The organism is Actinokineospora bangkokensis, from assembly GCF_001940455.1.
GTDB classification, from domain to species: Bacteria; Actinomycetota; Actinomycetes; order Mycobacteriales; family Pseudonocardiaceae; genus Actinokineospora; species Actinokineospora bangkokensis.
The window spans coordinates 270,040-283,318 of the sequence record NZ_MKQR01000011.1; the positions used below are offsets into that span (position 1 = coordinate 270,040).

A 13,279-nucleotide genomic window follows, 5' to 3' on the forward strand; every position below is an offset into this window, starting at 1 on the left:
GCCGAGCCGACAAGCGGTGGCGAGCAGTTCGAGCCAGGTTGTCGACAATTCCTCTGCGCATTGTGCCCTGAAAGGGAATACCGTGAAACCTCGCAACACAGTCGTCGCGGGCATCACCGCGGCCGCCGCGGCGGGCCTGGTGGCCGCGGGCCTGCTGGCGGGCGGCGGCAGCAGCTCGGCCGAGCCGGTCTCGCTCACCCTGGACTACAGCTGCCCGTTCCCCCTGATCGGCAACCAGCAGATCAAGACGGTGATCTCCACCGACCTGCCGAAGTCCATCGCGGTGGGCCAGGCCAGTGGCGCCATCAAGATCAAGGCGATCACCACCGTGCCGGAGACCGCCACCCAGGGCCTGACCCTGGTGGGCGCGACCACCGTGGAGGGCACCGCGAAGGCGGCCTCCACCGTCACCGCGCCCGGCCTGACGCTGCCGGTGAACGTGCCGATCACCGTGGCCAAGACGCCGGTGCCCGCCTCCGGCGCGTTCGACGTGCCCGCCGAGGGCTCGGCGCCGTCGCTGACCTTCTCCCAGCCCGGCCAGGCCAAGATCGACGTGGGCAACCTGACGCTCGCGCTGACCCCGCGCACGGCCGACGGCGCCGAGACCGGCCTGGGCACCTTCGACTCCGCCTGCACCCTGGCGCCGGGGCAGAACACCACCCTGCACACCTTCACCATCACCAGCGGCGGTGGCAGCACGCCCCCCACCACCCCGCCCACGACTCCCCCCACCACCCCGCCGACCACTCCCCCGACCACGCCGCCCACGACTCCCCCGACGACCCCGCCCACCACGCCGCCCACGACCCCGCCGAGCAACGGGGTGAAGGTGAACTACGCGATCAAGGGCACCTCGGTGCTCAAGTCGCTCAACGGCACGGTGGCCCTCGGCGGCTCGTTCAACGCCGTGGCCGACCTGGCCAAGGGCACCTACACCGGTGACCTCGCGCTGGACGACACCAGCGGCCAGTTCAAGGTCCTGGGCTTCCTGCCGGTCGAGTCGAGCATCGCCTTCAAGCCCGTCGGCCAGGCCTCCGGCACGGTGACCACCGGCTCGATCACCTTCGACGGCAAGCTGGACGTGGTGCTGACCAGCATCAAGCTCTTCGGCATCCCGATCTACCAGGGCGACACCTGCAAGTCGCCCACCCCCACCGCGATCAAGCTCAAGTCCACCGGCACCTTCGACGTGCTCAAGGGCGGCAAGGTCGCGGGCACCTACAACCTCGCCCAGACCGCCGACTGCGGCCCGCTGGGCGCCTTCATCGGGCCCTTCGTCGCCAGCTCCGGCAACACCATCGACATCGACCTGACCATCAAGAAGTAGCGGTCGACGCGCACGCGTGGGCCGGGTCCGCACGGACCCGGCCCACGCTGTGTCCCTTGAGGACCGGCCGGACACTCAGGACCAAGCAGCCAGCGCCCGCCGCAGCGCCTCCTCGACCGCCCGCGGCGGCAGGGGTTCCGCGGCGGCGAGCACCTGCCGGTGGAGCAGGCCGTCGAGGGTCGTGACCAGCACGTCACACGCCGTGTCGTCGTCCGGCGCGCCCAAGCGCGCGAGGACCTGCCGCGCGAACTCGACGAAGGCGTTGCGCTGCACGCGGAACTGCGCCGCCAAACCGTCCTCACGCGCCGCCTCCGCGAGCAGCTCGTACCGCGCGACGACGCGGTAGCGGTGCTCCGGCGCGGTCATGACGCCCACGAACTCGGCCAGGTCCGCCGCGACCCGCCGCGCGGTCGCGGGCGCGTCGGGCACCACGGCCCGCCGCAGCGCGGACTCCGCCACCGCCGCGTCCTGCGCGAACAGCGCCTCCACCGCGATGCCCACGAGCGCCTGCCTGCTGCGCGCGTAGTAGGACACCGACCCGGCGGCCAGGCCCGCCTCGGCGTCCACCGCCCGGTGGGTGAGCGCCCGCCCGCCACCGCGGGCCAGCACCCGCAGCGTCGCGTCCCCGATCGCCGCCCGGCGCTCGGCATTGGGTCGTCCGGCCACCCGCCGATCCTAGGGCCTGCTTGACATCGGCAGCGGTCCGAGCGACGCTGACCACCCACGTCACTACAGATGTAGAGGAATGGGGTCGGCATGGCGATCTCCCGACGGACCCTGCTGCGCGCCTCCTCCGCGGGGGCGCTGGCCGCGGGGGCGGGGACGGCGGTGGGGGTGACCTCCGCGGTGGGCGGCGCCGAGGCGGCGCCCACGGCCCGGGCGGGCGGGTTGCCCTCGACCATCGACCTCGACGAGCCGCGGTACCTGGGGTACAAGCCCGCCGACCTGGCGAAGCCCTACGCCAAGTACATGCGGTCCTCGACCCTGCCCGCCCAGCAGCAGGTGGTTGACGCCTACTTCGGCGACCCCGTCCCGAGCGACCGCATCCCCACCTTCGACCGGCTGGCCGCCGACCTCAACCGCGCCGACCACTCGCCGGTGGAGACCGGGTACGGGACCCTGCCGGACGGGCGGACGGTGTGGGCGGCGGCGCTGACGCGGATGCCGGGGGTGACCGCGGCGATGTGGGACTGGTGGTTCGGCTGGCACTCCGGCGAGTCCGCCCGCTACCGCCTGTGGCACCCCGACGCCCACGCCTACGCCGGGCTGCTGCGCGACACCACCACCGCACCCGGGCTCACCGACCGGCAGCGCTACATCGGCAACACCAGCTACGTCGACGAGTTCATCGGCGGTCAGCTCGAACAGCTCGCGATCAGCTTCCTCGACCCCGCGGGCGCCGGGCTGCGCACCTCGGACACCACCACCGTCGTCTACGGGCGGGTCGCCAGCGCGCAGCTGCCGATCGCCCTGGGCTACCTCGCCCACCAGGTGCGCCCGGTGGCGGGCGGGGCGGAGATGCGCTCGCGGTTCTACCTCAACATCCCGGGCCTGACCTCGGTGGACGCCCTGGCGGCCCTCGCCGCGCACAACCGGGGCGAGGGCCCCGCCTTGGCCCAGCCGCTGCCGTTCACCGCCGAGTTCGGGCGCAGCCTGATGGAGCACTGCGGCCGGGAGATGAACCACCTGGCCTCGTTCCTGCCCGCCCTCTACGCCGACTACCACTGAGGCACGCCGAGCGCCTCGGGGTCAGCGCACCCGCTCCGGCGCGCGGGCGGCGAAGCGGAACTCGACGGTGGTGGGCAGGTCCGCGATGTCGAGGGCCTGGCGCAACCGCGGCAGGGCCGTCTCCGCGAGGTGCCTGCGGATCTCGGTGGGGTTGCCCTCCTGGTCCGCGGTGATCACCAGGGCCAGGGTCGGGCTGCCCTGCTTGCCCGCGAGGGTTCCCCGGGCGTCGGCGACGCCGGGCAGGTCCTTCACCTCGTCGAGCAGCGGCGCCACGGCCGCGCCCGGGTCCAGCGAGGTCTGCCCGGTGTCGTCCCCGAAGTGCCAGGTGGTCGACTTGGGGGCACGGGCGAGCTGGGCCAGCAGCCAACGGGCGGCCAGCCCGGCCACGACGACGGCGGCACCCGCCACGACGTAGAGCACCCAGGGCGGCGGCAGCTGCGTGCCGGGCACGAGCGCCGAGCCCGGGGCCACCGCGGTGACGATCTGCAGGCACACGCCGGTGACGAACGCGGTCGCGGCCAGCATCACCAGGCCGGTCATGAGCAGCAGCACGCGGTTGAGCCGGGCGGGCCGGTTGAGGCTGGTCATGGGGTGCTCCTCGGTGCCTTGACCTTGATCTTCACCGTCGGCGGCCGCTGCGGGCCGATCGCGTCGACCCGGTCCTGCACGGCCGCGCGGACGGCCTCGGACAGGCCGGTGGTGTCGACGCGGTTGGTGGTCACGACGGCCTTGACCGCGCGCGCCGTCACCGACACCGCGGCGCCGGTGACGCCGTCCACGGACGCCGCGGCCCGGCGCAGGGTGCTGCGGTAGCTGCGCCGCGACACCCCCGAGTCGATGCCGCCCGCGCCCTCCGCGAGGGGCAGCACGGTGGGGCGGCCGGGCGTGACGGCGCTGAGCAGCAGCACCGCGCCGACCAGGCCGACCGCCCCCGCGGCGATCAGCACGGCGGTGTCGTTCCACCGCAGGCCGTTCAGCGCGCGGGCGGCGCTGTCGTAGCTGATCCAGGTGGGCTCGCCCAGCAGCTGCTGCACGGCGCTCACGCCCACCAGCACGCTGGCGGCCAGCAGCACAAGGGCGACCAGGACGGCCGGGGTGCTGCGGCGGGGGCGGCGCTTCATCGCACTCTCCTCTTCCGCTCCGAGGCGTCGGGGCGCAGGGCGGTCACGGTGATGTCCACGCGGTCCACGGCCAGCCCGGTCAGCTCCCCCACCCGCTCGACGAGGTGTTCGCGCGCCTTGCGGGTGGTGGTGGCCACCGGGGTCGGGTAGTCCACGGACAGGTGCACCTCCAGGGTGGTGCGGTCGCCGCTGACGGTGGCGTCGACGCGGGCGGCCCGGTCAGCGGTGTCGCCGGAGAGGGCGACACCGAGCACGCGCTTGGCGACCCCGCCGACGCCGTCGACCTCGGTCAGCGCCGCGGCGGCGACGCGCTCGGCCACGCGGTCGGAGATGGTGGTGCGGCCGCGGTCCTCCGGCGCCTGGCGCGCCGCCGCGGGTGCGGTGCCCACGGCCCTACCCCCGGTCGCGGCCGACGAGCTGGGCCAGGTCGAGCTTGCCGTCGAGCACGCGGCCCGCGAGCAGGCCGAGCGCACCCAGCACGAGCACGACGACGAAGGCGCCGAAGCCGCCGAACGCGGCGGCCAGGCCGAGCAGCAGCCCGGTCAGCAGACCGGTTTGGGTTGTGGTCATGGCGGTGTCCTCCTCGGGCGGTGCCGCCGCGCCCGCCGCGCGGGGCGGGCGGGTCGCGGCGCACCACGGGGGCGTGGTGGATGGGGGTCAGTGGGTGGGGGTGCTACTGGACGCGGGCGGGCTGGGGCTGCTCGTCGGAGTCGTCCTCGGGCAGGTGGATGTCGGTGACGTTGATGTTCACCTCGACGACCTCCAGGCCGGTCATCCGCTCGATGGCGGTGATGACGTTGCGGCGCACCGAGCGGGCGAGGTCGGCGATGGAGACGCCGTACTCGACCAGCAGCTGCAGGTCCACCGCGGCCTGCTTCTCCCCGACCTCCACCGACACGCCCTGCCCGGCCGAGGCCGTCGCGCCGGGGATGCGCTCGCGCAGCGCGTTGAACGCGCGGGCCGCGCCGCCGCCGAGCGCGTGCACGCCCGCCACCTCGCGGGCGGCCAGGCCCGCGATCTTCTGCACGACGGTGTCGGCAACGGTGGTGGTGCCGTGCTCGGTCACCAGCGCGCCGGTGCCCCCGGCCTGCCCGGCCTTGTCCTCAGTGGACTGCTTGGTGGCGGTGGTCATCTCGTCCTCCGGTCCGTCCTCGGTTCCGGGCGCCGCTGCGCCCACACCGGTAAGACACGGCGGGAGGGGGGATGTCACGACCCGATCGGGTGATCCAGGTCTCGACGGGGCGCGGTGCCCGTGAACGCCGCGGCGTCCACACCGGTCACGACGAGCCGGACCTCCGCGGCACCCCACCGGGTGCCCGCCAGGGCCGCGCGGACCGCCGCCGAGGCGGAGTCGAGCACGGGGGCGAGGGGGAAGCTGAGCGCGACCAGGTGCACCACGGCGGTGTCGTCGAGCAGGTCGACGGCGAGGGCGTTGACGTCCCACGGCAGCAGGCCGGGAGCCACCGGGGCGGCGGGGCGCACGCCGTCGACGAGGTCGAGGGCGGCCAGGACGGCGTCGACGGCCTCCGTCCGCGGGGTCACGCCCGGCCCCCGGCGACCGCGTCGTCGACGGAGACGTCGAGGACGGTGACGCACACGCTGCGGAGCCGGATACCGGTGGCCGCGGCCACCCGGTCGCGCACCGCGCGCCGCACCGCGCTCGTCACCGCGGCCGCCTGGTCGAACCCGTCGAGGGCGATGTCGACCTCCACGTCCACGACGTCCTCGCGGTCTTCAGCATCCCCAGCGCCCACGGCGTCCTCGGGGTCCGCGGGGTCTGCGGGGTTCACTGGGGCGCCAGCGGCCCCGGGCTCGACGCGCACCCGCACGCCGTCGACGTCGGCGGGCGTGGTGCCCGCCAGCCGCTGCCGGGTCTGGTGCACCGCCGACCCGATCAGGCCCACCACGCCGGTCTCCAGCCGGGCCACCCCCGCGACCCCGGCGGCCGCGTCGGCGGCCACCGCGGCCACCACGGGGGTCGCCACCGACCAGGAGCACCGGGGGTCAGCGGCGCCCCGCCGCGGAACTCGCACGGTCAACACGCGTTCTCCTCCACAGGGGTCGCGGTGGCGGCCCCGCTCCCGCTCAGGGGTCGAGCAGGTCCACCACGGTCAGGTCAAGCTTGACCGCTGCCCAGCCGATGCGCGCGCCGGCGGCGGCCACCACCCGGTCGCGCGCCGCGTCGAGCGCGGCGGGTGAGAGGTGCCCGGGCGACACCGCCACGTGCAGGTCGACCTCGACGACGCCGTCCGCGCGCTCGGCCACCCCGCAGTGCCGGGCGCGGACGCCGTCGACGGCGTCGACCGCCGAGCGCAGCACCGCCGCTGCGGCCCGGGTGCTGATCCGAGCGGTGTCCGGGGCGGTGGCGGGCAGCGCCACCAGGTCCCGGCGACGCAGGTCGGCGCGCACCGCGCCCATGATCCGCCCGGTGAGCCCGGGCGGTGGGCGCAGGTCCTCCTCGACCAGTTCGGCGGTGGCGGTGCGCAGGACCAGCAGGTCCGCCCGCGCCGCCCGGCAGTCCGGGCAGCCCCGCTCGTGCCCGTCGGGGGCGTCGAGGTGCTCCCACACCCCCTCCAGGTCCCGACCGCAGGGCAGGGGGTGGCCCCGCGTGCTCGCGTTCATCGCCATGGCGACATCACCTCAGCCAGTTGTGCGCGTGCCCGCGCGATCCGTCCGCGCACGGTGGCGCTGGTGACGCCCAACGCGCGCGCGATCTCCTCGTAGGAGCGACCGTGCACCTCCCGCAGCAGCCAGCAGGCCCGCTGCTGCGGGGTGAGCCCCCGCAGCGCCGAGCGCAGCGCGGCCAGTTGCGCGCTGGTCTCGGCCTCCCGCTCCGGCTTGCCCACCGGTCCGCGGTCGGGCAGCTGGTCGGCCTCGTCGTCGGCGACGGGCCTGCGGGAGCGCAGGGTGTTGAGGCACCGGTTGGTGGCGGCCCGGTAGAGCCACCCGGTGAACGCGGCGTCGTCGCGCAGCTGCCCCAGCCGCTGCCACACGCCCACGAACACCTCCTGGGTGACGTCCTCGGCGTCGGCGCGCGAGCCCAGCATCCGCACGGCCAGCCGGAAGATCGGCCCCTGGTGGCGCAGCACCAGCTGCTCGTAGGCGTGCGCGTCGCCGTCGCGGGCCCGGCTGACGAGCGTCACGTCGTCCAGCTCGCCGGTCCCACCGGCCTCCTGCGCGTCGTCCAGACCCACCGCGCCGGCCACCATGCCCGGTCTCCTCGTTGATCGGTCGTCCTGTGACCCCGTTAGGACCCCCGGGCGGAGCCTTCGTCACGCGCCCCCAACCGTGACCTCAGTCACAGTAGGTGGTGCTTCGCGATCCCGCCGCCCGAGTCCGCGGGTGGGCGCGGCGGCGGTCCGATCACGGCTCGTCCCAGGAGACCGGGAGCCGCCGCACGCCGTGGATGCCCTGGTGGTCCGGGCGCAGCGGGACGTCCTCGGCGGGGACGGCCAGGCGCAGGGACGGCAAGCCGCGCAGCAGGGCGGGGAAGGCGACCCGCATCTCCACCCTGGCGAGCTGCTGGCCGAGGCACTGGTGCGCGCCGTGGCCGAACGACAGGTGCCCGGCGGCGTTGCGGCGCAGGTCGAGCGCGTCGGGGTCGGGGAAGCGCAGCGGGTCGCGGTTGGCGGCCTGGAGCGAGAGGGTGACCGTCTCCCCCGCCGCGATGAGCCGCCCGTCCAGTTCGACGTCCACCAGCGCCGAGCGGACGCCGGTGTGCGGGATGCTCAGGTACCGCATCAACTCCTCGACCGCGCTGTCCACCGAGGACGGGTCGGTGCGCAGGACGTCGAGCTGGTCGGGGTGGCGCAGCAGGGCGAAGGTGCCCAGGGCGATCATGTTCGCCGTGGTGTCGAGCCCGGCCCCGAGCAGGAAGGTGCCGACGCCCGCCAACTCCTCGTCGGTGAGGTCGGTGCCGGTGAGGTCGCTGAGCACGTCGTCGGTGGGCGCGGCGCGCTTGGTCCGCACGAGCCCCGCCACGTACTCCTGCAGGGCCGTGTACGCCGCGCCCCGGTCGGCCAGCGGGGCCTCCACGTCGGTGACCGTCACCGCGTGGCCCGCGAAGGAGTCGCGGTCGGCGTAGGGGACGCCGAGCAGTTCGCAGATGACGACCGCGGGCACGGGCTGGGCGTAGTCGCGGACCAGGTCGGCGGTCGGGCCGCCGCGGCGCAGGGCGTCGAGGTGGTCGGCGGCGATCCGCTCGGTGCGCTCGGTGAGCAGGCGCATCCGCCGGACGGTGAACTTGCCCGCCAGCAGCCTGCGGTACCGGGTGTGCTCGGGCGCGTCCACCCCGCTCATGTCCCCCACCGGGGCGGGGGGCAGCGCGCCCAGCTCCTCGAAGCCGGGCAGCGGGAAGTGCAGCAGTTCGTAGCGGGAGCTGAAGCGCGGGTCGGCCAGCACGGCGCGGGCCTGGGCATGGCCGGTGACCAGCCAGCCCACGTGCCCGTCCGGGTAGGCCATGCGCACCAGCGGGTGCCGCTCGCGGATTGCGGCCAGCTCGGCGGGCGGGTCGAACGGGTGGCCGCGGGCCGGGCCAGCGGCAGTCCTGGGAGGACGGTCGTCCCCGTGTTCGGCATGGTGTGGTTCCCCCTCGGTCTGGTCAGCGTCGGTCGGTCCGGTCAGCGCCGGGCCGTCATCGGGTGGACTCGCGGGCGTAGAGGCGCTTGGACCACAGGTAGCCGCCGAGGGCGATCACGGCGCACCACCCCAGGGCGACCCAGCCCCGCGGGCCCGCGGGCGTGCCCGCGAGCAGCGCGCGCAGGGTCTCGATGATCGGGGTGAACGGCTGGTTCTCGGCGAACCAGCGCAGGGCGGTGGGCATGGAGTCGGTGGGGACGAACCCGCTGCCCAGGAACGGCAGCAGCACCAGCGGCATCGGCAGGTTGCTCGCCGTCTCGACGCTGTCGCTGACCTGCCCCAGCGCGACCGCCAGCCACACCAGCGCGAAGGTCACCGCGAGCAGGAAGCCGACCACCGCCAGCCACCCGAGGGGTCCCGCGGCGGGCCGGAAGCCGACCAGCAGCGCGACGCCGATGACGAACGCCAGGCTGATCACCGCCTGCACGACGCTGCCCAGCACGTGCCCGGTGAGCACCGACGCGCGGGCGATGCGCATGGTGCGGAACCGGGTGATGATGCCCTCGGCCATGTCCATCGCGACCGAGATGGCGGTGCCCTGGACGGTGGAGGTGATCGTCATGAGGATGATCGCGGGCGCGACGTAGTTGGCGTACTCGGCGCGACCACCCGCCTGACCGGCGATGCCCGCGCCCAGCGCGCCGCCGAAGACGTAGACGAACAGCAGCAGGAACACCACCGGCATCGCGACCAGCGTGATCGTCATGGACGGGTAGCGCAGCATGCGCTTGAGGTTGCGGCGCAGCATCGTGGCGGAGTCGCGCAGCGGGCGGGGGCGCGGCTGCCGGGCGAGCGGCGCCGCGGGGGCGAGGGTGCTCATCGGGAGGCCACCCCTTCGGTGTCGGTGAGGGCCAGGAAGACGTCGTCGAGGTCGGGGGTGTGCACGGACAGCTCCGCCACCGCGATGGCGCGGTCGTCGAGGCGGTCGACGAGGGCCTTGAGCGAGCGCAGGCCGCCGTCGCTGGGCACGCGCAGGGTGAGCGCGTCGCGGTCGGGCGCGGCGTCGCCCAGCGCGGCCAGCGCGGCGTCCACCGCGGCCTGGTCGGCCAGGCGCAGCCGGACGTGCCCGCCGGGGATGCGGCGCTTGAGCTCGGCGGCGGTGCCCTCGGCCACCACCCGGCCGCGGTCGAGGACGGCGATGCGGTCGGCCAGCTCGTCGGCCTCGTCGAGGTACTGCGTGGTGAGGAAGACGGTCACGCCGTCGGCGACGAGTTCGCGGACGGTGGCCCACGCGGTGCGCCTGCTGCGCGGGTCCAGGCCGGTCGTCGGCTCGTCGAGGAAGATCACCTGCGGGTCCCCGACGAGGGTCATGGCGAGGTCGAGCCTGCGGCGCATGCCGCCGGAGTAGGTGGCGGCGGGCTTGGCCGCGGCGTCGGTGAGGTCGAACCGGCGCAGCAGCTCGGCCGCCTTGGCCCGCCCGCGCGCCTTCGGCAAGTGCAGCAGGTCGGCCACGAGCAACAGGTTCTCCTCGCCGGTGAGCAGGGTGTCCACCGCGGAGAACTGGCCGGTGACGCCGATGGCGCCGCGCACCGCGTCGGGCTCGGCGGCCACGTCGTGCCCGGCGACGCGGGCGGTGCCGCCGTCGGCGCGGGCGAGCGTGGACAGGATGCGCACGGTGGTGGTCTTGCCCGCGCCGTTGGCGCCGAGCAGGGAGAACACCGTGCCCTGGGGGACGGTCAGGTCGACGCCGTCGAGCACGACCTGCTCGCCGTAGGACTTGCGCAACCCGCTCACGGCGATGGCGGCGGGGGTCTGGCTGGTGGTCACGGGGCCCTCCTCGGGTCCGGGTGGGGTCAGGCGCGGCGGATGGTGATGTCGCCGTAGGAGGTGCGCCCGCGCACCTCGACGGTCTCGTCGGACGCCGCGGGCCGGTCCGCGTCGTCCATGAGGTTGCGCACCTGGCCGAACCCGGTGTCGACCTGGAGCCAGGCGGCGGTGCCCGCGGCGATGCCGACCTCCAGGTCGCCCATCGCCGTCTCCAGCACCACCGAGCCGCGGGCGACCTCCGCCACGCGCACCGAGCCGTTGGAGGACTTGGCGTCCACGGCGGCGCGCGCCCGCTCGACGCGGATGTCGCCGTTGGCCGAGCGCACCCGCACGTCGCCCGCCGCGGTGCCGATCTCGGTGCCGCCGTTGGAGTTGCGCACCACGACCGCGCCGTCGACCGAGCCGATGCGGACCGCGCCGGAACCGGTGGCGACCTCGGCGTCGCCCGCGACGGCGCCGACGGTGACGTGCCCGGTGGACGTGTCCAGGCGCAGGGCGCCGGTGCGCTCCAGCGCGACGTTGCCCATGGACGTCTTGACCCGGCACTGCCCGAGGCGCCCGGTGGCGCGGATGTTGGCCATCTGCGCCTCGGCGGCGACGGTGGACCCGCTGGGCAGCTCCACCACCACCTCCACCGAGCGGCTCTTGCGGGAGAAGTCGAACGCGCGGATCTTGGGGCCGCTGACCCGCAGCACCCCGCCCGCGAGGTCGACCCGGACGCGGCGCGCGGCGTCCACGTCGGACTCCTCGGCGGCGTCGCTCGGGCGGACCTCGACGGTGGTGTCGGCGCGGTCGCCCGCGGTGATGAGCACGTCACCGACCCCCAGTTCGAGGTCGAGGGTGATCGGGTCGGGTGTGTCGAACGTGGGCATGGCTGTTCCCCTCTGGTGGTGGACCCCCGTCGCCGCTGGTCGCGGGCACGGGTGGGAGCCGCGCGGCGGGCGCGCGGTGCGGTGTGGTGTGGTGGCCGCCTGTGCGGCCGGACGCGGTCCCTGCTGGGGCCTGTTTCCCCCGGAGGCGCGGCGTCAGGTTGTTCGTCGTTGTGCCTGCTTGCCTCGGGCGGGACAGGCGGCCGTGGCGTCAGGTGGGGGACGGTGCCGGGTGGGGACGCGGGGGCCGGTGGCGGGATGTGTGGAACACGGCCTAGCGGACCCAGCCGGTGAGGCGCTGGCGGGAGCGCTTGGCGGCGCGCGGCTCAGGGCGCGGTTCGGGGCGTTGCAGGGCGGTGACCGCGGCCCGCACCAACCAGGCGTTGACCGAGCGGCCCTCCTTGGCCGCCGCCTCCTCGACGGCGGCCTTGAGCTGCTCGGGCAGCCGCACGTTGATGCGCGCGGCGGGCCCGTCCTCGGGGATCGGCGCGACCTCGTCCGCCTCGACGGCGGGCCAGGGGTGCTCCTCCGCCGCGTCGAACGGCGCGGGCGCGGCCGGGGTGACGACGAAGCCGGGGTCGCGCCCGCGCAGGCGCAGCTCCACCGACCCCGGCGCCAGGTCCCGGGTGATCTCGTCCGCCGCGGCCGACAGCGCCTCCAGCAGGGTCATCCGGATCGCGGACTCGAGCGACCCGGTGAGGCGCTCGACCAGCTCGCGGGCCTCGTCGCCACCGGCCTCGGCGAGGGTGGCGAACTCGCGGCCGAGGGTGCTCACGTACGTCGTCAGGTCCATGGCACCACTATGGCACACACGTGGCACCACAACAAGCCTTGGTGGCACACGTGGTGCCATTTCGCTGCCATCGCGGCTCACCGCTGGGCGTGACCAGCCACGATGGGTGGCCCAGCAGTCCTCAAGCTTCGGCGAGGGCGGCCAGGACGGCACGGATGGCGGGGCTGGCGTCGGCACTGCGGCGCCAGGCGGCGTGCACCTCGCGCCGGGGCGGGCGGCTCAGCGGGCGCGCGCGCAGGCCGTCGTGCAGCGGCGGGCGGGCCAGGCGCGGGATGAGCGCGATGACCTGGCCGGAGTCCACCAGGGACAGCTGGGTGGCGAAGTCGTCGATCAGGTGGCGCACGTCCGGGGCCTGCGGCGCGTCGGCGAACAACCGGCGGAACCACTGGTGGCACACGGTGCCCGGCGGGCTGGTGACCCACGCGTGGCCCGCCAGGTCGGCGCCGGTGAGCGGGCGGTCGAGGTGGGCGAGGGGGTGGTCGTGGCGCACCACCACGTCGCCGGTGTCGGTGTGCACGTGGCGCCGGGTCGAGGTGGGCGCCACGGCGACCGGGAGGCCGTCGGCGTCGTGCACCAGGGCGAGGTCGGCGGTGCCCGCGTCGACGCTGTGCAGCGCCTGGTCGGGGTCCTGCTCGGTGATGTCCACGCGCAGGTCGGGGTGGCGCTCGGCCAGCCGCGCCACCGCCGGGGCGAGCAGCCCGCGGATGCCGGTGGAGAAGGCGACGACGCGCAGCACCCCGCGCGGCAGCCCGGTGGACGCCGACTGCGCGGCCTCCGCGCAGCGCTCCAGCGCCTGGAACACCTCGGGGGCCGCGTCGACGATGGCCCGGCCCGCGGGGGTGAGCACCACGCCGCGCCCGGCAGGGGCGAGCACGGGCACGCCCACCTGCCGCTCCAACCGCTTGATCTGCTGGGAGACCGCCGAGGCGGTGAACCCCAGCTCATCGGCGGCGCGGGCCAGCGTGCCCAGCGCGGCCACCGCTCGCAGCGCCCGCAGCGCGCCCACCTCGATCACCAGGGCAGGGTAACCGCCCGA

At 75.2% G+C, this 13,279-nt stretch carries 18 protein-coding genes; 2 read left to right on the forward strand and 16 right to left on the reverse strand.

The window, feature by feature from the left end; all coding sequences use genetic code 11:
- Positions 1 to 82: 82 nt before the first annotated feature.
- A complete protein-coding gene (locus tag BJP25_RS34970) occupies positions 83 to 1,327 on the forward strand; it encodes a DUF6801 domain-containing protein (RefSeq protein ID WP_075974975.1) in 1,245 nt (414 codons plus the stop codon).
- A gap of 75 nt (positions 1,328 to 1,402) precedes the next feature.
- Here BJP25_RS34970 and BJP25_RS12165 read toward each other — a convergent pair whose 3' ends face one another.
- On the reverse strand, positions 1,403 to 1,993 hold the full coding sequence (locus tag BJP25_RS12165) for a TetR/AcrR family transcriptional regulator (protein ID WP_075974976.1): 591 nt from the start codon (positions 1,991 to 1,993) through the stop codon (positions 1,403 to 1,405).
- A 90-nt stretch (positions 1,994 to 2,083) separates the two neighbouring features.
- On the opposite strand from BJP25_RS12165, the gene BJP25_RS12170 reads away from it, so the two are divergent.
- The gene (locus BJP25_RS12170) at positions 2,084 to 3,055 is read left to right on the forward strand and encodes a DAPG hydrolase family protein (protein ID WP_158075643.1); all 972 of its coding nucleotides are present in this window, start codon (positions 2,084 to 2,086) and stop codon (positions 3,053 to 3,055) included.
- Positions 3,056 to 3,076: 21 nt separating this feature from the next.
- Here BJP25_RS12170 and BJP25_RS12175 read toward each other — a convergent pair whose 3' ends face one another.
- From BJP25_RS12175 to BJP25_RS12240, 15 genes are all read right to left on the reverse strand, one after another.
- Positions 3,077 to 3,643 carry a hypothetical protein gene (locus tag BJP25_RS12175; protein WP_075974977.1) on the reverse strand — a complete coding sequence of 189 codons (567 nt, stop codon included), beginning with the start codon at positions 3,641 to 3,643 and terminating at the stop codon, positions 3,077 to 3,079.
- Positions 3,640 to 4,176, reverse strand: coding sequence for a DUF6286 domain-containing protein (locus BJP25_RS12180; protein ID WP_075974978.1), 537 nt, complete (start codon positions 4,174 to 4,176; stop codon positions 3,640 to 3,642). Before BJP25_RS12180 ends, BJP25_RS12175 begins: the two co-directional genes overlap by 4 nt.
- Positions 4,173 to 4,565, reverse strand: coding sequence for an Asp23/Gls24 family envelope stress response protein (locus BJP25_RS12185; RefSeq protein WP_075974979.1), 393 nt, complete (start codon positions 4,563 to 4,565; stop codon positions 4,173 to 4,175). The genes BJP25_RS12180 and BJP25_RS12185 overlap by 4 nt, the downstream gene beginning before the upstream one ends.
- 4 nt (positions 4,566 to 4,569) lie before the next feature.
- Positions 4,570 to 4,746 carry a hypothetical protein gene (locus BJP25_RS34975; RefSeq protein ID WP_198943450.1) on the reverse strand — a complete coding sequence of 59 codons (177 nt, stop codon included), beginning with the start codon at positions 4,744 to 4,746 and terminating at the stop codon, positions 4,570 to 4,572.
- A 103-nt stretch (positions 4,747 to 4,849) separates the two neighbouring features.
- A complete protein-coding gene (locus BJP25_RS12190) occupies positions 4,850 to 5,308 on the reverse strand; it encodes an Asp23/Gls24 family envelope stress response protein (protein ID WP_075974980.1) in 459 nt (152 codons plus the stop codon).
- 74 nt (positions 5,309 to 5,382) lie between these two features.
- On the reverse strand, positions 5,383 to 5,718 hold the full coding sequence (locus tag BJP25_RS12195) for a hypothetical protein (RefSeq protein ID WP_075974981.1): 336 nt from the start codon (positions 5,716 to 5,718) through the stop codon (positions 5,383 to 5,385).
- Entirely contained in the window at positions 5,715 to 6,215 is a 501-nt protein-coding gene (locus tag BJP25_RS12200; RefSeq protein WP_408607142.1) for a hypothetical protein, read from the reverse strand. Before BJP25_RS12200 ends, BJP25_RS12195 begins: the two co-directional genes overlap by 4 nt.
- Before the next feature lie 46 nt (positions 6,216 to 6,261).
- Positions 6,262 to 6,804 carry a hypothetical protein gene (locus BJP25_RS34125; RefSeq protein WP_075974983.1) on the reverse strand — a complete coding sequence of 181 codons (543 nt, stop codon included), beginning with the start codon at positions 6,802 to 6,804 and terminating at the stop codon, positions 6,262 to 6,264.
- Positions 6,795 to 7,385 (reverse strand): RNA polymerase sigma factor, encoded by a 591-nt coding sequence (locus BJP25_RS12210; protein WP_075974984.1) that lies wholly within the window; start codon positions 7,383 to 7,385, stop codon positions 6,795 to 6,797. The genes BJP25_RS34125 and BJP25_RS12210 overlap by 10 nt, the downstream gene beginning before the upstream one ends.
- Before the next feature lie 154 nt (positions 7,386 to 7,539).
- A complete protein-coding gene (locus tag BJP25_RS12215; RefSeq protein WP_143219030.1) occupies positions 7,540 to 8,637 on the reverse strand; it encodes a cytochrome P450 in 1,098 nt (365 codons plus the stop codon).
- Between the two features lie 172 nt (positions 8,638 to 8,809).
- A complete protein-coding gene (locus tag BJP25_RS12220) occupies positions 8,810 to 9,634 on the reverse strand; it encodes an ABC transporter permease (protein ID WP_075974985.1) in 825 nt (274 codons plus the stop codon).
- Positions 9,631 to 10,581: an ATP-binding cassette domain-containing protein gene (locus BJP25_RS12225; RefSeq protein WP_075974986.1), complete on the reverse strand. Its 951-nt coding sequence runs from the start codon at positions 10,579 to 10,581 to the stop codon at positions 9,631 to 9,633. Before BJP25_RS12225 ends, BJP25_RS12220 begins: the two co-directional genes overlap by 4 nt.
- Positions 10,582 to 10,607: 26 nt before the next feature.
- Positions 10,608 to 11,453, reverse strand: coding sequence for a DUF4097 family beta strand repeat-containing protein (locus BJP25_RS12230; protein ID WP_075974987.1), 846 nt, complete (start codon positions 11,451 to 11,453; stop codon positions 10,608 to 10,610).
- Between the two features lie 271 nt (positions 11,454 to 11,724).
- A complete protein-coding gene (locus BJP25_RS12235; RefSeq protein ID WP_075974988.1) occupies positions 11,725 to 12,243 on the reverse strand; it encodes a YlcI/YnfO family protein in 519 nt (172 codons plus the stop codon).
- Positions 12,244 to 12,364: 121 nt separating this feature from the next.
- Positions 12,365 to 13,258 carry a LysR family transcriptional regulator gene (locus BJP25_RS12240; RefSeq protein ID WP_075974989.1) on the reverse strand — a complete coding sequence of 298 codons (894 nt, stop codon included), beginning with the start codon at positions 13,256 to 13,258 and terminating at the stop codon, positions 12,365 to 12,367.
- Positions 13,259 to 13,279: the final 21 nt, after the last annotated feature.